The following is a 21054-nucleotide window of genomic DNA, read 5'->3' on the forward strand; positions in this document are numbered from 1 at the left end:
CCCGTCATTCACGGGAGGGTTGAGATGCGCGCAGCACGCGCGCGCCCAGGGCGCTGCTGCGCAGGCCCTCGACGCTCAAGAGCTGCAGCAAGGTCATGATTTCGGCAGCGCTCGCACCGTGCCCCAGGGCATTGCGGATGTGGATGCGCAGGCCCGGCTCGAACAGGTGATGCGTGGCTGCATCGATGGCGATGTACACGAATTCCTTGACCTTGGGCTCCAGCACGCCAGCTGACCAGGGGTGCGAGGAATAAGCCGTGTAGGCCTCGAAAAAATCGGGCGAATTGCGCAGCAGGTCATCCCACAGCGGGCTCCAGTAGCCGCGCTGGCGCATGAAGTCCTGCTTGAGGTCCTCGCGCCGGGTGTCGTTTTGCGCCGGGCCCATCTCGCCTTGCCGACCCAGGGCCTGCAGTTCCTGCGCCAGCATCGGCACGCCAACCGAGCAGCTGTGGATTCCCAGCACGGCGGTCAGGTGACAGACCTCGAGCACTTCTTCGGGCGTAGCACCCAGCTGCAGCGCGTGCGTGACGTCCTGCTGCACGGCTGCCTCGTCCAGATGCGTCACGGAGGCGTCGAATGCCAGCCGCATGAGCGCGCACAGCCTGGGCGAGAGCGCGCCGGACGCAACCGGCGCTTCGGCCAGGCGAACCGCGTGCGCGAAGAATGCCGCATCGAGCGCCAGCAGCGCTTCGCTGCCCGCATCCCAGTACCCGCGTGCGGCGATGAAGCGGGCCTTCAGCCCGGCGTTGTCCTGGGTCATTGACCGGCCTCCTTCGCTGCGTTGGCCGCTGCCTGCCCGGCGAACAGGCGGCGCAGTTCGCGCTTGAGAACCTTGCCCGTGGCGTTGCGCGGAAGGCTCTCGACCAGCTGCAACTCCCTGGGGACCTTGAAGCCGCCCAGATGCACGCGGCAGTGCTCGGTGAGCGCCTGCAAATCAAGCGCGGTGTCGGGGTTGAGCGCCACGATCGCCACCGGCCGCTCGCCCCAATGCGCATCCGGCACGCCGATGACCGCGACTTCGCGCACCTGCGGCAGCTGGTAGATCACGCGCTCGACCTCGGACGATGCAATGTTCTCGCCGCCCGAGATGATCATGTCCTTGATGCGGTCCGTGAGGAACAGAAAGCCTTCAGCGTCCAGATGCCCCGCGTCACCGGTGCGAAACCAGTCGCCGTAAAACGAAGCCTGCGTCTTCTCGGGATCGTTCCAGTAGCCGCGTGTGATCTTCGGGCCGCGCAGGCAGATTTCTCCGGTCTGTCCGGCGGGCAACACCGTGCCGTCGACTTCACGAATCTGGATCTCCAGGTGCAGCGTCGCGCGCCCGGCGGAGCCGATCTTCTCGATCTCGCGGCCTGCCGCCATGAAGGTGTCGCCACTGCACGATTCGGTCAGGCCGTACGCATCGATGTAGCGCGCATTGCGGAAGTATTCGGAAAAGGCACGGATGCGCGACTCCGGCGTTTTCTCGCCGCCGCCGCAAATCCAGCGCAGGCAGGAAACGTCGTAGCGATCGCGGTCTTCGCAGGCCAGCAGCATCCCGGTCATCACCGGAACCATGGCCGCCCCGGTGATGCGCTGCGCATCGAAGGCGGCGAGCACAGCCTGCGCGTCGAAGTCGCGGTGCAGCACGATGGTGCCGCCGCACCACAGCACCGCGACACCCGGCAGGTCGTAGGCGCCCACGTGGTAGAGCGGCAGCGCCACCAGCAGGCGGGTCTCGGGCGACAGCTCGAACTCCATCTGGTGAGCCGCGTTTTTCCAGTAGAAATTCTCGTAGGAATGCATCACGCCCTTGGGACGCGCCGTGGTGCCTGACGTGTACATCAGCCGCATCAGGTCATCGGGCTTGCGGGCAACCGCCTGCACTGGCGCGCAGTCCCCGGTCAACCGGCCCATGTCCTGCTGCGCCTGCGCATCGACCGCGACGACGCGATCGGCGCCGCCCGCCCGGGACAGCAGGTCCTCGTCAACGAGCAGCAGCCGCGCCCCGGCGTCGCCCACGATGTAGGCAACCTCGTCAGCCGACAGGCGATAGTTCACCGGCAGCAGCACCGCGCCTACGTGACTGGTGGCAAACGCGATCTCCAGGAACGCAGCACTGTTTTTCATCAGCACCGCCACCACGTCGCCGGGGCCTACGCCCTGCTGGAGCAGCCAGCCACCGAGCCGCTCGATACGGCCCAGGAACTGCGCGTAAGAGATGCGCTGCGCGCCGTACACCAGCGCCGTCTTGTCCGGCGTGCGTTGCGCGTGGAAGCGTATGAAGCTGGAGAGGTTGACCATGGCTGTCAGTAAGACCGTGGCATGCCCAGGTCGTACATGGCAATGAAGTTCAGGATCATCTCTTGCGGCACCGGCGCGAACTGCGACAGGCGCGCATCGCGCCAGAGGCGTTCGACATGGCTCTCACGCGCGAAGCCCATTCCGCCCATGGTGTGCATGGCGCGTTCGGTGGCCTGCGCGAGCGCCTCTGCCGCCAGGTACTTGGCTGTGTTGCCTTCGCTCGCATAGGGGCGCTTGTTGTCGCACAGCCAGGCCGCCTTGAAGTTCATCTCGCGCGCGCACGACAGCATCGCGTGCGCTTCGGCCAGGGGAAACTGCACGCCCTGGTAACTGCCGATCGCCTTGTTGCCGAACACTTTTCGCTGGTTGGCGTAATCCACGCCCAGCCGGATGGCAAGCCGCGCCGAACCCAGCGCAGCAGCGGTGGTCACGAGCCGCTCGGTATTGAGCACGTCGAACAATTCCACCCAGGCCATGTGTTCGGTGCCGACGAGTTCATCTTCGGTCACTTCGACATCATCGAAGAACACGCTGCTCGAGCTGAGGGTGTGGGTGCCCAGCTTGTCGATCGGGGTGTGGCTCAGGCCCTTGCGCGTCGTGTCGATCATGAACAGCGAGATGCCATGCGTCTTGCGCTCGACATCCTCGATCTTCTGGGTGCGCGCCACGACCAGCATCTTGTGCGAATCGGGCACTGCCGTGATCCAGATCTTGCGTCCGTTGATCTTCCAGCCCGACGACGTGCGGGTCGCGAAAGTCTTGATGCTGGTGGTGTTGATGCCGGCGTCCGGCTCGGTCAGCGCCATGCAAAAGCGCATCTCGCCCGAGACCATCTTTGGAAGAAACTCGCGGCGCGCAGCTTCCTGGCCATGCTCGGCAAGCGCCACGCCACCAAATACGGGGTTGAGGATGAACAACTGACCCAGGGTCGATCCGGCGCCGGCTGCCGCCAGTTCCTCGATCGCGATCACCAGTTCGAGCATGCCCAGACCCGAGCCCCCGTAGGCTTCGGGCAACGCGATGCCGCACAGGCCGGTGTCGCAGACGGCCTGCCACAACTCCGAGGGAAACGCGTGCGCCGCATCCTTGGCCCGCCAGTAGTCCAGACCGAAGTCGGCGCCGACGCGCAGCGCCGTCTCCTTGATCATCCGTTGTTCGTCATTGAGATCGAAATTCACGTGGACTCCTTGCGGCTAGGCACCTGCCAACAGCTGCAGCGGTCGCTGCAGGATGGACTTGAGCTGGTTGAGAAATGTGAGGGCCGAGACGCCCGTGTGAATGCGGTGGTCGGCTGACAGGACGAGGCCGAGCTCGCGGCGCAGGACCGGCCTGCCCTCGGCATCGGGCCTGAAGCACGACTGCACGCTGCCCACGCCGAGAATGGCGCTTTGGCCCGGCACGATGATCGAACTCATGTAACGCACGTCGTGCATGCCTGCGTTCGAGATGGTGATCGCGCCACCCTGCACATCGGCGGCGCGCAGCGAGGCGGTCCGGGCACGCCCGATCACCTCATCTGCCCGACGCACGATGCCAAAAAACGACTGCTGGCCCAGGTCGCGCACGACCGGGCTCATGAGCCCATGCGGCGTGTCCACTGCAAGCCCCACATCGAGGGTCGGCAATTGCTGCAGTCCTTCTTCGGTCCAGACGGCGTTCATGTCCGGCGACATGCGCAGCGCCTGGGCGACCGCGGCGATGAGCAGATGCGTGACCGATGCGCGGGGGCGGTCGGGCAGCTCGTTGAGCGACTGGCGCAAGGCAAACAGCTCACCCATGTCGACGTCGATGCTCAGGTAGAAGTGCGGAATCTCGCGCTTGGAGGCGCTGACCCGGGCTGCCATCGTGCGCTGGCTCGTCGTCGGGGCGACAAGGACGCCTGCTGCCGTTGCAGCCGCGGTTGAAGTTGCCGCAGCAGCCACACCCGGTGCCTTGGCGGCCGGGCTTGTGGCGGCGGTTGCGGTCGTTTCACTGCGCGCCAGCACGGCAGCAGCGACATCCGCCGCGACGATGCGGCCGTGCGGCCCCGTACCCGTCATGCCGACCAGATCGACGTTGCCGCTGGAGGCATGGCGGCGCGCAAGCGGCGTCGCAATGATCCTCGTTGGGGGGGTCGCTGCAGCGGGCGTTGCTGCAGGTGTGGTTGCAGGTGTAGCTGCAGGCGTTACCGTGGGGGGTGCAGCAGGCGGCTGCGCCTCATCCGGGCGCGAAGCGGCGGCGCTTGCGCCTGCAAGCGTCCACTTGCCGATTTCGGTCCCGACCGCAACGGTCTGTCCGACCGGAACCAGGATTTCGTGCAGCACACCATCTGCGGGCGCTTCGAACTCCACTGCGGCCTTGTCGCTCTCGACGACGAAGACCACTTGTCCGGCCGTGAAACGCGTTCCCGGCTGGATGCTCCATTCGGCCACGGACCCCTCGGTCATGGTGAGACCAAGCTTGGGCAGGACGAGCTGGCGGTCAGCGGACATGTTTCATATCCCCTTGAACTGCGCCGGGCGCTTTTCGAGGAAGGCGCGGCAACCCTCGTGCATGTCCTGGCTTTCGAAAGCCAGCGAAATCAGGCTGTGTTCATACGCCAGCGCTGCGCCAAGCGGCATGTCGCCACCATTGAGCAAGGCCCGCTTGATCAGCTTCAGGGCCAGCGGTGACTTGGTTGCCATCTTTTCCGCGAAGGCCAGCGCCTCGTCCATGACGCTCGCCTTGGGCACCACGCGATTGGCGATCCCGAGCGCAACCGCCTCCTGCGCGTTGATCCACTCGCCGGTGAACATGAGTTCCTTGGCCTTGCACAAGGGAATCTGGCGCAGCAAACGTTGCGTGCCGCCGGCACCGGGAAACATGCCCAGGTTGATCTCGGGCAGGCCCAGCCGCACATGGTCCCCCAGGATGCGGATGTCCATGCACAGCAGGATTTCGGTGCCGCCACCGAGCGCCAGGCCATTGACGGCGGCGATGGTGACCTTGTCGTACGTCTCGAAGCGGCGGAACACCCGGTGGATGATCTCGCCCATGTCGTTGAAGTGGTCGATGCTGCGGCGCGATTCGAGGTCGCCGATGTCGCCGCCTGCGATGAACGCCTTTTCGCCCGCGCCGGTCAGGATCACCGCGTGAACCGCAGGGTCGGCTGCGAACTGGTCCAGCGCGCTCTCGACCCGCAGCAGTTGCTCACGGCCCCAGGCGTTGTGCACGTCCGGGCGGTTGATGGTGATGACGCCAGCGGCGCCCTTTCGCTCGATGAGCACCCATTCGTCATGCATTTGCAATTTCTCCCTGGCCCAGTAGTTCGTGTACAGCCGCGATGACATCCTTTGCCGCTGGCATGAACGGCCCTTCCAGCGAAGGTGCGAACGGCGAGGGCATGAATGGCGCGCCAACCCGCAGAACCGGCGCGTCGAGTTCGTCGAAGCCTTCATGCGCGATGGTCGCGGCGATCTCCGCGCCGATTCCGAACGACATGACGGCCTCATGCGCGATCACCACGCGGTGCGTGCGCGCCACCGACTCCAGCACGGTCTGCTTGTCCCAGGGCTGGAGGCTGCGCAAATCGACCACCTCGATCTCGATACCCTGCGCGGCGAGCAGTTCTGCCGCTTCGAGCGCGCGATGGACCATGGCACCGTAGGTAATGACGCTCGCATCGCGGCCGGCTCGTGCGATCCGCGCCTTGCCAATGGGCACCACTGCGGGGGGCGAATCGAGCACACCGCTCATTCCGTAGAGCGCCTTGTTCTCGACGAACACAACCGGGTTGGGATCGTCGATCGCGGCTCGCAGCAATCCGTAGGCATCGGCAGGGGTGGCGGGGCAGACCACCTTCAGGCCGGGCACATGGGCAACCCACGCCTCCAGGCACTGCGAGTGCTGGGGGCCGGCGCTCTGGCCGCCGCCATGCGGCGTTCGCAGCACCATCGATGCACTGGCTTGCCCACCGAACATGAAGTGCGCTTTCGCGGCCTGGTTGACCAGCTGGTCCATGGCCAGGGTGATGAAATCCATGAACATGATTTCAACCACGGGCTTCAGGCCGCTGAGCGCTGCGCCAAGGGCTGCGCCGGTGATGGCCGCTTCAGAGATGGGCGTGTCGATGACGCGCTCGCCGAAGCGCTCCTGCAGGCCGCGCGTGACATTGAACGGGCCACCGGCAAGGCCGATGTCCTCGCCCATCACGACCACGGCCGGATCGGCTTGCATCGCATCGGCGAGCGCCTGGTTCAGCGCCCGCACCATGCGGATCGGTTTGGTCGCGGTCATGCGTAGACCCCCTGCAAGGCTTCCTCGAATACCGGACGCGTGCCGGCTGCGGCAGCAGCAGCCGCTGCATTGACCTGCGCCTTTACGCGCGCATCGACTTGCGCAATCGGCGTTCCAGCCTTTTCCAGGCGTTGCCGGGCAACGGCGATCGGATCGACCGAAGCCCGCGGGTCGGTGACGCCCTTGCGATAGACCTGGGGGTCGCCCTCGTAGTGCCCCTTGACCCGCAAGGTCAGGCATTCAAGTGCGGCGGGGCCTTCGCCTGCGCGCATGCGGGCCACTTGCCTGATCGATGCGTCATGCACGGCTTCGACGTCGTTGCCATCGACCTGGAGGTACGGGATGTTGAAGGTGGCGGCGAGCTTTTCGAACGTGCCCACGTACTGGGAACTCGAGGGAGAGAATTCGGACCAGCCGTTGTTCTCGCAGACGAACATCACCGGCAGCCGCTTGAGCGCGGCCAGGTTCATGGACTCGTAAAGAACGCCTTCTGCCAGTGCGCCGTCACCAAAAAAGACGGCGGACACATTGCCATTGCCCAGCCGGGCATGCGCCAGCGCACTGCCCACGGCAATCGGGATACCTCCGCCGACGATGCCGTTGGCCCCGAGCATGCCGACGGAAAAGTCAGCGACGTGAAGCGACCCGCCGCGTCCGCGGCATGGGCCTTCAAGGTTGCCGCTGATCTCGTGGAACAGCGCCTCTGGCGCCATGCCTTTTGCAATTCCGTGGCCGTGCCCGCGATGGGTGGAGGCGATGGTGTCTGAGGTACGCAGGGCGCCGGCGACGCCTGCCGCAATGCCCTCCTGTCCAATGCTCAGGTGGATGAAACCGGGGATCTTTCCGTCGTTGAAACGCTCGGCCAGGCGCAGTTCGCATTCGCGCACCAGGAGCATGCGCTCGTACAGGTCGATCAGGGACATGGGCGACGCGGTGTCGAGCCGTGCTGAATCGGGTTTTGGCTTGGCCATAAGGTGTGTGCGGCGCCTGAAGTGAGAGCCAATTGTGGAATCTATTGATTTTTGAGTCAATATTCAAATACTATCGTTAACCCTGACGAGGCAATAGCGCCGGACGGGGATATCAACCCAGTGAGGAGACAACCGACATGACAAAAAAAGTAGCCCTGCTGACCGGTGCAACCGGCGGAATCGGCCAGGCTTGCGCCCGCAGGCTGGTCGCAAGCGGCATGGCCGTTGTGCTCGTGGACCTGGACATGGCGCGGCTGGACAAGCTGGCCCGCGAAACAGGCGGCGATACCCTTTGCCTGACTGCCGATGTCGCCGACGAGCAGCAATCGAGCTCCTGCGTGCAGGCGGCGCTGGCGCGTTATGGACGTATCGACCAGGCATTCCTCAACGCGGGCATCGAAGGCCCGGCCGGTCTGATTGGCCAGACGCCGGTCGAGGCGTTCGACCGGGTCATGCAGGTGAACGTGCGGGGCGTCTGGCTCGGGCTCGCGCACCTGATGCCGGCGATGGCAAGCGCCGGTGGTGGCAGCATCGTGGTGACCTCATCGATTGCGGGACTGCGCGGCTCGGCGCGCCTGGCGCCCTACGTGGCCAGCAAACACGCGGTCATCGGGTTGATGAAATGCGCCGCCATTGAGGGCGCCGCACAGCACATCCGCGTGAACGCGGTTTGCCCGGGCGCGGTCGATACCCGGATGATGGAAGCCATCGAAGCAGGCGCGAACCCCGCCAGCCCAGGCGCAGTTCGCGCAGCGATTGAGGCAGGCATCCCGCAACAGCGCTACGCCGACCCTGACGAAGTCGCTGCAATGATGTGTTTCATCGCCGGTTCCGAGGCCGGCTACTGCACCGGCTCCGTGTTCACCATCGACGGAGGCGCCATGGCGGGCGCCGTGCGCTGACGCGCAACTTGCGTGGCCCCGGGGGGCTGGTGAAATTGCGGGGTGCAATACCGCCGTCACTTGATGCTCGTCAAGTCCGGCTTTGGCACCTCCCGCGATAGTCAACCCAATTCCAAGGAGATGCCATGAGCGACGCTCTCAAGCAGGTGCTGGTGCACCTCGACTCCACATCCGGCTCATCGATTCGCCTGCAGGCCGCACGGGACATCGCCGCGCAGCACGGCAGCGCCGTCTGCGCGCTCTACGCGGTCGCGCCGTGCATCGCCGACATGCCCTATGGCGGCGACATCACCGGCTCGGTCGCCGAGAACCTCGCGCAGATTGACGAAGAGCGACTGGCCACGGCCCGGGCCGCCTTCGAGCAGGCCCTCAAGACGCCCGGGCCCCTGCCCGCCTGGAGCCAGCTCGATGAGTTTCCGGTCTCGGGCGCGTTCGTGCAGCAAGCGCTGTACGCCGACCTGCTGGTGCTGGGCCAGCCCGATCCGGCTGAACGCCATGCCACCTCGGTTCCACCGGATTTCAACCAGTCGGTCATCATGGCAAGCGGGAAACCGGCACTCATCATTCCCTACATCGGCGGCTTCAAGCCTGCAGGTGAAACCGTGCTGATCGCCTGGAAGGAAACGCGCGAGGCGGCGCGCGCCGTCACCGCTTCCATGCCGCTGCTGCGCAAGGCCAGCAAGATCCACGTGATCGCCTGGGATGCCGAGCCCACACCGCGAATCAAGGGACCGCATCTCGACCTGCAAGGCTACCTGCGCCTGCACGGCCTGCAGGCCGAATTCCACTTCCCGGGTGCAGAGCCTGAGTCGATCGGCGAAATGCTGCTGTCGCGCGCGTCCGATTTCGAAGCCGACCTCATCGTGATGGGCTGCTATGGGCACAGCCGTGCCCGCGAACTGGTGCTGGGCGGTGCGTCGCGCAGCATCCTCAAGTCCATGACCATGCCGGTCCTGATGGCGCATTGAAACGGCAGCCGTGAACGGGAAAAACACCATGACCCTCGCCGACCTGTGCCGTCCGCAGGCGCTGGTCTCGCTTTCCTCAACGGCGACGCTGCGCGAGGCCGTCGCTGCGATGCGCGAAAACGGCGTGAGCGCCGTTGCAGTGATGGATGCCCTCACGCCTGAGCGCCTCATCGGTGTCCTGTCAGAGCGCGATCTTTTCAACGCCCTGCTGCGTGACCCCGCGACCGAAACCGACAGGCCGGCAACACCGCCGCCCGAACACCCGGGCTACATCAAGCGCAACGAGCCCTGAAACGACGCCACGTCCGATAACCGGATCACCCATTCCATGAAGAACACATTGCGCGCCTTGCTCGGGATGGGCGTTCTTGCGGCGGCCGCAATCGCGTCGGGTCCATCGATGGCCCAGGCGTCACCGTCGGCCGCCGAATTAGCGCGAATTTACGCGGCGTCGGTCGATCGCCGCATCGAGGTTCCGGCCGTCGAGGTCAAGCGCTACGCCGCTTTGGCGGACAGCGCGCTCTTTCGCGCCGAGGTCACGCCCGCCCAGCCGCAATACATCGTCGTGGTGGATCGCAGCGCCTGGGTGCAGGCTGTGCTGCTGCTCTGGCGGGCCGGCGAAGGCGACTATTCACTCGTCGGTGCGTCGCCCGTCTCGACGGGCCTTGCGGGCAGCTTCGATCATTTCGAGACGCCCCTTGGCGTTTTTGCCCACGACTTGCGCAACCCCGACTTCCGCTCCGAGGGAACCTTGAACACCAACGGCATCCGCGGCTACGGCGCCAAAGGGATGCGCGTGTTTGACCTCGGTTGGCAGCCCGCGCCCAAAGGCTGGGGTGACGGCAAGGTGATGGACATGCGCCTGCAGATGCACGCAACCGACCCCGACCTGCTGGAGCGGCGCCTGGGCACCGCGCAGTCCAAGGGCTGCATCCGGATTCCGGCCACACTCAACCACTTGCTCGACCACCATGGCGTGCTTGACGCCGCCTACGAGGAAGCCGCCAGGACCGGTCAGGCCAACTGGGTGCTGCCGCCCGATCGCGAGCCCGTTGCTGGCGCTGGCCGCTACGTCATCGTGGTGGACAGCCTTCGCAACGACAGACCCGAGTGGTCGCCCGCGCCATATATCCCACATGTTCGCCCGCCCGCACGACCAGCCCTGCCGGTGGCGCCTGCTCGCTGAAAACGGGTGCAACCGGCAAGCTGTCCTACGCGGCCTTTCCACCGAAACTGACAGTGCTGCAGAGCCTGCGAGCCCCTAATGGGCACATAACGCAAGGAGAGCTGCAATGAAAAATTTCGTCATGGATTCGAGCATGCTGACGATGGGCGGGGTCTTCTACCCCACGGGTCACATGTTCATGATGTTCCCGACCGAACAACAGGCGCGCGATGCCGCCCACCTGCTGGAGACCGACGGCCTGTCGGGCGAAGAAATTTCGATGCTCACGCCGCAGGTCATCCAGGAACAAGTCGCTCGCACGGTGGGCACTGCCGATATTCCGCTGCCGTCAGCAGGGACCGAAGCCGATACGGTCAGGCATTTCCTGAAGCTGGCGAGCCAGGGCCATCACGCCCTGCTCGTGCACGCGCCGGACGCCAAGGACAGCGATCGCGTGATGGAGGTGCTCAAGAACGCCAACATGTCGTACGGGCAGAAGTACCGGCAGCTGGTGATTGAAGACCTGGAGTGAGCGCGGCAAGCTGACGCCTGACGCATCACAAAAAAACGCCCGCAGTCGCGGGCGTTCTTGTTTGGGTTGTCATTGCGGACTTGATACGCAATCCATCGCTGATCGGGCGCAGTCGCCGCTTCGCGGTGGATGCCGGATCGGGTCCGGCATGACACGCGGCATCAGCCCATGTGCAGGCCGCCATTGACCGAGAAATCAGCACCGGTCGAATAGCCGCCCTCGTCCGATGCCAGCCACGCAATGATGGATGCGATTTCTTCCGGCTTTCCAAGGCGCTTGACCGGGATCGTGCCGACGATCTTGTCGAGCACGTCGGGACGGATCGCCTTGACCATGTCCGTGCCGATGTAGCCGGGGCTCACCGTGTTGACCGTCACGCCCTTGTTGGCCAGTTCCTGCGCCAGCGCCATCGTGAAGCCGTGCATGCCAGCCTTGGCGGCCGAGTAGTTGGTCTGGCCCGCCTGGCCCTTTTCACCGTTGACCGAGCTGATGTTGATGATGCGGCCCCAGCCCTTTTCGACCATGTCGCCCACGACCTGCTTGGTCACGTTGAACATGGAATTCAGGTTGGTTTCGATGACTGCATCCCAGTCTTCGCGGGTCATCTTCAGGAACATGCGGTCGCGCGTGATACCGGCGTTGTTGACCAGCACGTCGATGGTGCCGTGCTCGGACTTGGCCTTGGTGAATGCATCGACCGTGGACTCCCACGCGCCGACATTGCCGACCGACGCGTAGAAGGTGTAGCCCTGCTCCTTTTGCTCGGCCAGCCACTTGGCGTGGTCGCGCGTGGGGCCGCAGCCTGCAATGACCCTGAAGCCTTCTGCGTGCATGCGCTGGCAGATCGCGGTACCGATGCCGCCCATGCCACCCGTGACGTATGCGATTTTCTGGCTCATCTTCTTATCTCCTGGTTTTGTTCGTTGTTGATTTAACTGCACTTAGACGCGTTCGACCGCAAGGGAAACCCCCATGCCGCCGCCGATGCACAGGGCCGCGACGCCCTTCTTCGATTCGCGGCGCTGCATCTCGTGCAGCAGCGTGACGAGAATGCGGGCGCCCGACGCACCGATGGGGTGCCCGATCGCAATCGCGCCGCCGTTGACGTTGACCTTGGACGCATCGATGCCGAGCTCCTTGTTCACCGCGCAAGCCTGCGCCGCAAATGCCTCGTTCAGCTCGAACAGGTCGACATCCGAGGCCTTCCAGCCAGCGCGCTCCAGCGCCTTCTTCGTGGCCGGGACCGGGCCCATGCCCATCGTGGCCGGGTCCAGGCCGCTCGTGCCAAATGACTTGATCCTTGCCAGTGGCTTCAGGCCGAGTTCGGCAGCCTTCTTTGCGCTCATGAGCACCAGTGCGGCAGCGCCGTCATTGAGGCCCGACGCATTGCCGGCAGTCACGCTGCCGGCCTTGTCGAATGCGGGACGCAGACCGGCCAGCGCCTCTGCATTGGTCTTCTTGTTGATGTACTCGTCCGTGTTGAAGATGACGGGATCTCCTTTCCTCTGCGGAATGCTCACGTCGACGATTTCGTCCTTGAACCTGCCGGCGTCCTGCGCAGCGGCGGCCTTTTGCTGGCTGCCCAGCGCCAGCTGGTCCTGTGCTTCGCGGTTGATGTCGTAGGCCTTGGCAACGTTCTCTGCCGTCACGCCCATGTGGTACTGGTTGTAGACGTCCCACAGGCCGTCCACGATCATGGTGTCCTGCATCTTCCAGTCGCCCATGCGCTGGCCGTCGCGCGAGCCCATCAGCACGTGCGGCGCAGCGCTCATGTTTTCCTGGCCACCGGCAACGACGATCTCTGCATCGCCCCAGGCAATCGCCTGGGCTGCGAGCATCACGGCCTTCAGGCCCGAGCCGCAAACCGCGTTGATGGTGAGCGCAGGCACTTCCTTGGGCAGGCCGGCCTTGAGCGTGGCCTGACGGGCCGGGTTCTGGCCCGAGCCTGCGGTCAGCACCTGGCCCATGATCACTTCGCTCACCTGCGAAGGATCGACCTTGGCGCGCCTGAGCGCTTCCTTGATCACGATGGCGCCGAGTTCGGTTGCCGGAATCTTGGCGAGCGAGCCGCCGAACTTGCCGACGCCCGTGCGGACGGCTGAAACGATGACGATGTCTTCCATTTGTCTTGCTCCTGTTTGCACTGTGTTCATGCTTTCTGTTTCACATAGCGACCGGGCGCGGGCTCGATCACCTTGTACTTGCCCTTGCCATAACCCTTGGGCGCAGGCACCTGCTTGCCCGCGAGGGGTTTGAGCCAGGCAGACCAGTCGGTCCACCAGCTGCCGGGATGCTCTTTCGCGCCCTTGAGCCACTCGGCGTGGGTCTTGGGCAATTTGTCGTTGGTCCAGTAAGAGCGCTTCTTCTTGGCCGGCGGGTTGATGACACCGGCGATGTGGCCCGAGGCGCCCATCACGAATCGCTTCTTGCCTGGCAGCACCTGCGTGGATGCGTACGCGCCTTCGATCGGCACGATGTGGTCTTCGCGCGAGCCGTAGATATAGACGGGGATGTCGAGCTTGCCCAGGTCGACCTTCTCGCCGCAGACCGTGAGCTTGCCCGGCTTGACCAGGTTGTTCTCGAAGTAGGTGTTGCGCAGGTACCAGGCGTACATCGGCCCGGGCAGGTTTGTGGAATCGCTGTTCCAGTACAGCAGGTCGAACGGAGGCGGTGTCTCGCCCTTGAGATAGTTGCCCACGACGTAGTTCCACACCAGGTCGTTGGGCCGCAGGAAGCTGAAGGTGGAAGCAAGCTCCTGGCCCTTGAGCAGACCGCCCTTGCCCATCTGCATTTCGCGGTACTTCACGAACGCATCGTCGATGAAGATGTCCAGGATGCCAGTGTGGGTGAAGTCGAGCAGCGAAGTGAGCAGCGTGGCCGACGCCACCGGCTTTTCGCCGCGCGCGGCCAGCACCGACAGCGCAGTGCCCAGGATGGTGCCGCCCACGCAAAAGCCCAGCGCGTTGATCTGTTTGGCCGCAGTGATTTCCTGCACGGTCTTGATCGCGGTGATCGCTCCGCCGCCGATGTAATCGTCCCAGCCCATCTGTTCCATCGACTGGTCGGCATTGCGCCAGCTCACGACGAAGGTGCGATGACCCTGCTCGGCGAGATACCGGATGAGCGAGTTCTCGGGCTGCAGGTCGAGGATATAAAACTTGTTGATGCAGGGCGGCACCACCAGGAACGGCCGCTCGTAAACCTGTTTGGTCAGCGGCTTGTATTCGATGAGCTGGAAGACCTCGTTTTCGAAGACGACCGCGCCCTCGGTGGTCGCCACATTGCGGCCGACTTCGAACAGGCTCTCATCGGTCATCGACACATGGCCCTGCTGCATGTCGGCCAGCAGGTTCTGCATGCCCTTCGCAATGCTCTCGCCCTTGGTCTCGATCGCCTTCTTCTGTGCCTCGGCATTGAGCGCCATGAAGTTGCTGGGAGCCGATGCCGCCATCCATTGCTCGACGGCGAAACGCAAACGCGCCTTCGTTTTTTCGTCGGTGTCAGCGGCCTCGACCATGCCGAGCATGGTGCGCGCGTTCAGCAGATAAACGGCGGCGGAAAAAGCGGAGATGGGGTTGGCGGCCCAGGCGTCAGAATTGAATCGCCGGTCGGCAACGGGGCCGCTTGCAATGCCGTTGTTCCACAGCTGCGAGGCTTCCTCGAGGTAGCTCTTCTGAAGCTCCTGCAGCTTCTCGGGCGTGAAAGAAAGATGGGGCAAATCAGGAGCGCCGGTGTTGCCACCCAGGCCCTGAAACGATTGCATAGCCTTGGCGAATTGCTCGCCGGCGTTTTGCTGGAATTGCTGCGCCGCGGCGGCCCAGTCTGGTCCAGAATTCATGTCTTTGTCTCCTGATCCCGATTTGCTTCGGGTTAACCCGAGTATCTGATAAAGCATGTTGCAGCGCAACAAAAACTACGCGGCCAACCCATGTACCTCATTGCGATAGGCTGGCTCTACGTGGCACTGATGATGGCCGTCGCAGAAGCCACCAACACGACCGGCAGTGTGCTTGGCGCCATCATCACCTTTTTTCTTTACGGTGTCGCGCCGGTCGCGTTGGTGGTTTACCTTATGGGGACACCGTCGCGCCGCAAGGCATCGCGCGCACGCGATGCGGCCGCTGCGGCCGAGTGGGCTTCACGCCAGCCAGATGCTGGCAGCCAGGCGCCCGCTGATGCGATCGCGCCGGTGCGAAAAGAACCTTGACGGGTTCGACGACGTGCACCAAGCAAGGCTGCCGTCATTGCCAAACACTTCATGGACTCCATTGCGCGCCAGGCGCTGCCTTGCGAGCGCGGGCAAGTCGGCCAGCCATTTGCCATCGCCATAGGGTTTGAAGCAAACGCGCGATCCGGGGTCGGTCTCTTCGAATGCCGCCTTGACTTCGGGACCGACTTCAAACGCATCCGGGCCGATGCACGGACCCAGCCATGCAACGACATCCTGCGGCGCACCCCTGGAAACTTCGAGCAATGCGTCGCAGGTGGATTCGATGATGCCGCGCCCCTCCTCCCCCACCAGTCCGCGCCAGCCGGCGTGCGCGGCCGCGACCGCTGCCACCGGTACGCCAACCCGCGTTGCGAACAGGATCGGCAGGCAATCGGCGACCATGATGGTGCAGGCGATGCCGCGCCCTGATGTGACGCATCCGTCTGCCTGAGTTCCGTCGGGTGTGTCGGCGTCCAGGACTTCAACATGCCAGCCGTGAACCTGCTTGAGAAACACCGGATGGGCGTCCAGCGCGCCACTGAAAATCTTTCGATTGGCAGCGACGTGGGCTTCGTCATCGGCCACATGGTCGCCCAGGTTGAGGCTCGCATAGGCGCCGACGGAGACCCCCCCCGCACGCGTGGTGCAGAGCGCACGCACACCCGGCGGCGCCGGCCATGCAGGCGTGATCCAGCTTTCAGGAACCATCGCTCAGGCTTCGTTGTCAGGGCAACTCGAAGGCTGCGCCTTCTGGAAGGCGGGATGCTTCATGCAGGCATCGAATGCGGCCATGGTGCGGTCAAGGCCGCTGAAGTCCGTGTCGAAGCGCCTGCCGTTGAATATCTGCGGCACGAGGCAACAATCTGCCAGTGTCGGCGTGTCTCCATAGCAGTAGGTCGAGGGCGGCAGCTGGGCGAGTTCACGCTCGAACGCCTGCAGGCCGTCACGTACCCAGTGCCGATACCAGGTCGCCTTGGCTGCGTCGTCCACCTTGAGTTCGTTGACCAGGTACTTCAGCACCCGCAGGTTGTTCAGCGGATGGATTTCGCAGGCGATGAGTTGCGCGAGTGCCCGGACCCGGGCGCGACCGACAGGGTCTGAAGGCAGCAGCGCGGGCTCGGGATGAACTTCGTCGAGGTATTCGATGATGGCCATCGACTGGCCCAGGTGCTCGCCGTCGTCGGTCGCGAGTGTTGGCACCAATAGCGATGGGGACACGGCGGCGTAATCCGGCTTCTTGTGCTCGCCCTTGACCAGGTGCACTGGCAGGTAGTCATAGGAGAGGCCCTTGAGCTCAAGCGCGATGCGCACACGAAAAGAGGCCGAGGAGCGAAAGTAGTTGTACAGCTTCATGGCACAAAGGATAAACCCAACGCTGCGCGCAGGCTTCAGGCAGCCAGCATCCATCGGCAGATCGCAACGGTGGCCGCACCTGCCATCGCCGCAACAAGGTCGTGCCTGAAAAGCTTCATCGAGACACCCACAGCAACAAGCGCGATCAACTCGGGCAATTTGCCCGCCGCCACGGCCGGGGTCACGATGCCGATCATCACGCCCAGCGGCATGGCGCGCAGGGCCGCCTCGACGCGCGGGGTGATGGGGATGTAGCCCATCAGAACGAATCCGGCAGCGCGTGTTGCGAATGACGCGACGGCCATCGCCGCCACCGCGAGGTAGAACGTGTTGTCACCGTCCATGAGATTTACCGTGCTTTTCGTAGCGCATCGCACCCACGATTCCCGCTGCAATGCCGGCGCCGACGATGTACCAGCCGCCGGGTATCCAACGGTGCAGCGCCAGCGCCACGGCGGCTGCCGCGGCGGCCGGCCACAGGTCGCCCGATCCACGCCACATGGCGATGCCGATGGCCGCAGCAAATGCGACCAGCATGAAGTCCAGTCCCAGCACCGCAGGGTCGGGCACGCTGTGGCCCATGAGATGCCCGCCCAGCGTGCCGAGGAGCCACGGTGCAAACATCGCGATACCGGTGCCGAACACGAAACCCGCATCGCGGTAACCGGCGTGGAACTCCCGCATGGAGAGCGCCCAGTTGCCATCGCCCAGCACAAAGAGCGAAGCGTAGGCCTGCGTCCTGGAAGCGCCCTGGAGCCAGGGCTGTATGGCAGCGCCGTAGAGAACGTAGCGGGCGTTGATGACCAGAACCGTGGCGATGAGTGGCGTGATGAGGGTGGCGCCGGTCCAGCCCTGTAACGCCGCGAGTTGCGCGCTGCCCGAGTAGACAAATGCACTCATCAGCATGGCCTGCAGCCAGGAGAGGCCGCGCTCGCTGGCGAGCACGCCGAACACAATGCCGTACACGACGACGCCAGGTGCGAGTGGCTGGGCGGCGACGAAACCACGTCGCACGCCGGCGAGAGTGAAGCTGGTTGCCGGTGTTGAGCTCATCGGGTCGCGGCAACTGTACACTGGAAACGCGATTGAACACGCACTAGCCGAGCCCTGTTTTTTAAGGTTGCCATGAGAGCTGAACAAAACGAGTTGGTGACACGGATCGGACCCGCAACTGCCTGCGGCGCCGTACTGCGCAGCTACTGGCAGCCCATCGCGCTTGTCGATGAATTCAATCCCCTGCTCGATGCGCGAATGGCATCGCGAAAGGTGAAGGCGGTGCGCGTGCTTGGCGAGGACTTCGTGCTGTTCAGGGACCAGGCGGGCGCATACGGGTTGCTCGATCGCGGATGCGCGCATCGCGGCGCCGACCTGAGTTTCGGACGCGACGAAGGAGACGGCATCCGTTGCCCGTTCCACGGCTGGAAGTACGACGTGAACGGCCGCTGCACCGACACGCCGGGCGAGCCCGCAGGCAGCAAGCTGTGCGACCGCATCCATGCGCGCAGCTATCCGGTGATCGAGCGAAGCGGCATCCTCTTTGGCTGGTTCGGCGCAGAAGGCACCAGCCCGCCGCCCTTTCCCGAGTTCGACTGTTTTGCTGCACCTGCCACGCACACTTTTGCATTCAAGGGCCTGTGGAATGCCAATTGGCTGCAGTGCTTCGAGGTCGGCATCGACCCCGCGCATCCATCGTTCCTGCATCGCTTCCTGAACGACGAGGCCCTGGAAGGCATCGGCGACAACGCAGCGGGCAAACAGTTTCGAAGCGCCAGCGCGGGCACCGTCGGCGGCGAACACTGGCCGATGACGCGGATCATGCGCGAGTTCCACAAGCCTGAAATCAGCTACCAGCCCACGCCCTGGGGCATGCAGCTCACGGCCCTGCGGCCGATGACGGATGAACTCACGCATGTGCGAATCACGCAAGCGATCTTTCCGCACACCTTCGTCATTCCACTGTCAGAGACGCTCACCATTTCGCAGATGCATGTGCCGGTGGACGACACGCACACCTACTGGTATTCGATCTTCACGAGCTTTGCAGGACCGGTGGACAAAGAGGCCATGCGCGAGCAGCGGCTCAAATACATCTCGCTGCCAGACTACATCCCGAAATCGGGACGGCACAACAACTGGGGATTCAACGCCGACGAGCAGCGCAAGCAGACCTACCTGGGCATGGGCGAAGACGACATCAACGTGCATGACCAATGGGCCGTGGAAAGCATGGGCACGATCCAGGACCGGACAAAGGAGCATCTGGGCACGAGCGACAAGGTCATCATGGCCAACCGACGGATGCTGCTGGAGGCGATCAAGACGGTGCAGGCTGGAGGCGTTGCGCCGGGTGTGGCGGATGCCTCCCAGGCGGCAGCGATGGTAGGACCGGACACGGTGGACGGGATTGCGCCGGCGGGGACTTGGGGTGCGTGGTGGAAGGAGCAGGTGCTGGTCAAACGCCAGAGTGCTCCATGGGCCGCAGACCCTCACCCCAGCCCTCTCCCGCACGCGGGAGAGGGAGCAGATGCGGTCTCGTCCCCTCTCCCGCTTGCGGGAGAGGGCTAGGGTGAGGGCGTGACTGCCTCATTCGCCGCGCTGTGCGGCATCCACGACGCCGCGCGTGAGCAGGCTGTGCGGCAAACCGCCGACCTCATCACCGCCAGCGGCATCGAACTCGTACGCTTCGTCTGGTGCGACCTGCACGGCGTGACGCGCGGCAAGACACTCGTCGCCTCTGCAGCAGCCAACGCCATGCGCCAGGGCGTGGGCATGGTGAGCACCTTGATGCTCAAGGACACATCCGATCGCACCGCATTCAAGGTGTTCGAGCCCGGTGGCGTTGCCGCCCTGCCCGGCTTCGAATACGCGAGCAACCTGCTGCTTTTGCCCGACCTCTCCAGCTTCCGGCAGTTGCCGTGGGCGCCAAAAACCGGATGGCTGCAATGCCAGCCCTGGTTCCAGGACGGCAGGCCCGTCGAGCTCGACTCGCGGCGCGTCCTGCAGGCAGCACTCGGCCAGCTGCGCGAGGCGGGCCTGGCAATGAAGTGCGGTCTCGAAGTCGAGTTCCACATTTACCGGATGGAGGACACGCAGCAGCAGCTAGACCCTGAACTTGCGTCGTGGCCTTCGCAGCCTCCGCGCGTGTCGATGATCCACCCCGGCTACAACCTGCTGACCGAGTCGTGGTTCGATATGGCAGACGAGCCGCTTCGAATCGTGCAGCACACGGCGCAGGCATTGGGCTTGCCCCTGCTGTCGCTGGAAGTTGAACTCGGCCCCAGCCAGGTCGAAGCGGTCTTCGAGGCGACCGATGCGATGACCGCCGCCGACAACATGGTGCTGTTTCGCAATGCCGTGAAGCAGGCCCTGCGCCGCGCCGGCTATCACGCCACCTTCATGTGCAGGCCGCCGTTTCCCGGAATCATGTCCAGTGGCTGGCACCTGCACCAATCGCTCGTCGGCGCCTCTACCGGCAGCAACCTGTTCCAGCGCGAGAAACCCGCAGAAAACAGCACGCCTGCGGATGCGGGCCACACGCTTTCGAAGACCGGCGAGCAGTACCTGGCGGGTCTGCTCGATCACGCGCGCGGCATGGCTGCGTTCTGCACCCCGACGGTCAACGGCTTTGGGCGCTTCCGGCCCAATGCACTGGCGCCGCAATCGGTGCTGTGGGGCCGCGACAACCGCGGCGCGATGCTGCGCGTCATTGGCGGATGCGGCGACGCGGCCACCCGCATCGAGAACCGGATCGGCGAGCCTGCGGCCAATCCCTACCTGTACTTTGCATCGCAGATTCATGCAGGGCTGTCTGGCATTCGCCGCCAGCTCACCGCCCCGCCCGCCACCGATTCACCCTATGGTGCGGACGCCGCGCGGCTGCCCACCTCGCTTGGTGAAGCGCTCGCCGCGATGCGCACCGATACGGCGATGACCCAAGGTTTTGGTCCCGCATTTATCGACTATTTCGATCGCATCAAGCAAGCCGAACTGGCGCGGTGGAACGAGGCGCAGGACAAGGACGATTTCCACAGGCGCGAATACTTTTCTCGCATCTGAAGTTCTCCGCCACATCCATGACAACCCCATAAGGAACGACATTCATGATTCTCGAACTCGCAGAAATCCGCATCAAGCCCGGCCAGCAAGCCGCATTTGACGAAGCCATCACCCGTGCGCTCACCACCGTGATGTCACAGGCCAAAGGCATGCGTGGCTACAAGGTCAACAAGGGTATCGAAAGCCCCGAGCGCTACGTGCTGCAGATCTTCTGGGACACGATTGAAAATCACAACGTCGACTTCCGCGAAGGACCGCTGTTTGCGCAGTGGCGCGCCATCATCGGGCCGTTCTTTGCGAGCCCGCCGTTCGTGGAGCACTTCGACCTGGTCGTCAAGAGCGACGGCGCAAGCGCATGAC

General features: G+C 64.3%; 23 protein-coding genes. 9 read left to right on the forward strand and 14 right to left on the reverse strand.

Annotated elements, in window-relative coordinates; genetic code table 11:
- Positions 1 to 4 precede the first annotated feature (4 nt).
- The 7 genes from AQ12_RS15675 to AQ12_RS15705 are packed head-to-tail and all read right to left on the reverse strand — an operon-like array spanning position 5 to position 7508.
- Positions 5 to 760: a carboxymuconolactone decarboxylase family protein gene (locus tag AQ12_RS15675; protein WP_048440847.1), complete on the reverse strand. Its 756-nt coding sequence runs from the start codon at positions 758 to 760 to the stop codon at positions 5 to 7.
- Complete coding sequence (locus tag AQ12_RS15680; protein WP_048440848.1) at positions 757 to 2283, reverse strand: AMP-binding protein; 1527 nt, start codon at positions 2281 to 2283, stop codon at positions 757 to 759. Before AQ12_RS15680 ends, AQ12_RS15675 begins: the two co-directional genes overlap by 4 nt.
- Before the next feature lie 5 nt (positions 2284 to 2288).
- Positions 2289 to 3461: an acyl-CoA dehydrogenase family protein gene (locus tag AQ12_RS15685; RefSeq protein ID WP_048440849.1), complete on the reverse strand. Its 1173-nt coding sequence runs from the start codon at positions 3459 to 3461 to the stop codon at positions 2289 to 2291.
- Positions 3462 to 3476: 15 nt separating this feature from the next.
- Entirely contained in the window at positions 3477 to 4754 is a 1278-nt protein-coding gene (locus AQ12_RS15690) for a dihydrolipoamide acetyltransferase family protein (RefSeq protein ID WP_048440850.1), read from the reverse strand.
- A 3-nt stretch (positions 4755 to 4757) separates the two neighbouring features.
- Positions 4758 to 5543 carry an enoyl-CoA hydratase/isomerase family protein gene (locus tag AQ12_RS15695; protein ID WP_048440851.1) on the reverse strand — a complete coding sequence of 262 codons (786 nt, stop codon included), beginning with the start codon at positions 5541 to 5543 and terminating at the stop codon, positions 4758 to 4760.
- A complete protein-coding gene (locus AQ12_RS15700; protein WP_048440852.1) occupies positions 5536 to 6537 on the reverse strand; it encodes an alpha-ketoacid dehydrogenase subunit beta in 1002 nt (333 codons plus the stop codon). The genes AQ12_RS15695 and AQ12_RS15700 overlap by 8 nt, the downstream gene beginning before the upstream one ends.
- A complete protein-coding gene (locus AQ12_RS15705) occupies positions 6534 to 7508 on the reverse strand; it encodes a thiamine pyrophosphate-dependent dehydrogenase E1 component subunit alpha (protein ID WP_048440853.1) in 975 nt (324 codons plus the stop codon). The genes AQ12_RS15700 and AQ12_RS15705 overlap by 4 nt, the downstream gene beginning before the upstream one ends.
- Positions 7509 to 7645: 137 nt before the next feature.
- Here AQ12_RS15705 and AQ12_RS15710 point away from each other — a divergent pair, with 137 nt between their 5' ends.
- From AQ12_RS15710 to AQ12_RS15730, 5 genes are all read left to right on the forward strand, one after another.
- Positions 7646 to 8410: an SDR family NAD(P)-dependent oxidoreductase gene (locus tag AQ12_RS15710; RefSeq protein WP_048440854.1), complete on the forward strand. Its 765-nt coding sequence runs from the start codon at positions 7646 to 7648 to the stop codon at positions 8408 to 8410.
- 125 nt (positions 8411 to 8535) lie between these two features.
- Positions 8536 to 9378 carry a universal stress protein gene (locus AQ12_RS15715; RefSeq protein WP_048440855.1) on the forward strand — a complete coding sequence of 281 codons (843 nt, stop codon included), beginning with the start codon at positions 8536 to 8538 and terminating at the stop codon, positions 9376 to 9378.
- 28 nt (positions 9379 to 9406) lie between these two features.
- A complete protein-coding gene (locus tag AQ12_RS15720; protein WP_048440856.1) occupies positions 9407 to 9670 on the forward strand; it encodes a CBS domain-containing protein in 264 nt (87 codons plus the stop codon).
- Between the two features lie 36 nt (positions 9671 to 9706).
- Positions 9707 to 10564: a L,D-transpeptidase family protein gene (locus AQ12_RS15725; protein WP_048440857.1), complete on the forward strand. Its 858-nt coding sequence runs from the start codon at positions 9707 to 9709 to the stop codon at positions 10562 to 10564.
- Positions 10565 to 10670: 106 nt separating this feature from the next.
- Complete coding sequence (locus tag AQ12_RS15730) at positions 10671 to 11075, forward strand: hypothetical protein (protein ID WP_048440858.1); 405 nt, start codon at positions 10671 to 10673, stop codon at positions 11073 to 11075.
- Positions 11076 to 11236: 161 nt separating this feature from the next.
- On the opposite strand, the gene phbB is transcribed toward AQ12_RS15730, so the two are convergent.
- Genes phbB through phaC form a run of 3 tightly spaced genes read right to left on the reverse strand, consistent with a single transcriptional unit; the run spans position 11237 to position 14913 of the window.
- A complete protein-coding gene (phbB, locus tag AQ12_RS15735; protein WP_048440859.1) occupies positions 11237 to 11974 on the reverse strand; it encodes an acetoacetyl-CoA reductase in 738 nt (245 codons plus the stop codon).
- 42 nt (positions 11975 to 12016) lie between these two features.
- Positions 12017 to 13198 carry an acetyl-CoA C-acetyltransferase gene (locus AQ12_RS15740; protein ID WP_048440860.1) on the reverse strand — a complete coding sequence of 394 codons (1182 nt, stop codon included), beginning with the start codon at positions 13196 to 13198 and terminating at the stop codon, positions 12017 to 12019.
- 26 nt (positions 13199 to 13224) lie between these two features.
- Complete coding sequence (phaC, locus tag AQ12_RS15745; RefSeq protein ID WP_048440861.1) at positions 13225 to 14913, reverse strand: class I poly(R)-hydroxyalkanoic acid synthase; 1689 nt, start codon at positions 14911 to 14913, stop codon at positions 13225 to 13227.
- 90 nt (positions 14914 to 15003) lie between these two features.
- Here phaC and AQ12_RS15750 point away from each other — a divergent pair, with 90 nt between their 5' ends.
- Entirely contained in the window at positions 15004 to 15282 is a 279-nt protein-coding gene (locus tag AQ12_RS15750) for a hypothetical protein (protein WP_048440862.1), read from the forward strand.
- Here AQ12_RS15750 and pgeF read toward each other — a convergent pair.
- The 4 genes from pgeF to AQ12_RS15770 are packed head-to-tail and all read right to left on the reverse strand — an operon-like array spanning position 15214 to position 17691.
- The gene (pgeF, locus tag AQ12_RS15755) at positions 15214 to 15993 is read right to left on the reverse strand and encodes a peptidoglycan editing factor PgeF (protein WP_048440863.1); all 780 of its coding nucleotides are present in this window, start codon (positions 15991 to 15993) and stop codon (positions 15214 to 15216) included. The two genes, AQ12_RS15750 and pgeF, sit on opposite strands and share 69 nt — an antisense overlap.
- A gap of 3 nt (positions 15994 to 15996) precedes the next feature.
- Positions 15997 to 16638 carry a maleylacetoacetate isomerase gene (gene maiA, locus AQ12_RS15760; RefSeq protein ID WP_048440864.1) on the reverse strand — a complete coding sequence of 214 codons (642 nt, stop codon included), beginning with the start codon at positions 16636 to 16638 and terminating at the stop codon, positions 15997 to 15999.
- A 35-nt stretch (positions 16639 to 16673) separates the two neighbouring features.
- A complete protein-coding gene (locus AQ12_RS15765) occupies positions 16674 to 16982 on the reverse strand; it encodes an AzlD family protein (RefSeq protein WP_048440865.1) in 309 nt (102 codons plus the stop codon).
- Complete coding sequence (locus tag AQ12_RS15770; protein ID WP_053076759.1) at positions 16972 to 17691, reverse strand: AzlC family ABC transporter permease; 720 nt, start codon at positions 17689 to 17691, stop codon at positions 16972 to 16974. The genes AQ12_RS15765 and AQ12_RS15770 overlap by 11 nt, the downstream gene beginning before the upstream one ends.
- A gap of 72 nt (positions 17692 to 17763) precedes the next feature.
- Between AQ12_RS15770 and AQ12_RS15775 the strand changes: the two genes are divergently transcribed.
- Genes AQ12_RS15775 through AQ12_RS15785 form a run of 3 tightly spaced genes read left to right on the forward strand, consistent with a single transcriptional unit; the run spans position 17764 to position 21053 of the window.
- Complete coding sequence (locus AQ12_RS15775) at positions 17764 to 19203, forward strand: Rieske 2Fe-2S domain-containing protein (protein WP_048440866.1); 1440 nt, start codon at positions 17764 to 17766, stop codon at positions 19201 to 19203.
- A gap of 9 nt (positions 19204 to 19212) precedes the next feature.
- Positions 19213 to 20694, forward strand: coding sequence for a glutamine synthetase family protein (locus tag AQ12_RS15780; protein WP_053076760.1), 1482 nt, complete (start codon positions 19213 to 19215; stop codon positions 20692 to 20694).
- Positions 20695 to 20738: 44 nt separating this feature from the next.
- Positions 20739 to 21053: an antibiotic biosynthesis monooxygenase gene (locus AQ12_RS15785; protein ID WP_048440867.1), complete on the forward strand. Its 315-nt coding sequence runs from the start codon at positions 20739 to 20741 to the stop codon at positions 21051 to 21053.
- Position 21054: the final 1 nt, after the last annotated feature.

The organism is Caenimonas sp. SL110 (genome assembly GCF_001044395.1).
Classification (GTDB): domain Bacteria; phylum Pseudomonadota; class Gammaproteobacteria; order Burkholderiales; family Burkholderiaceae_C; genus Ramlibacter.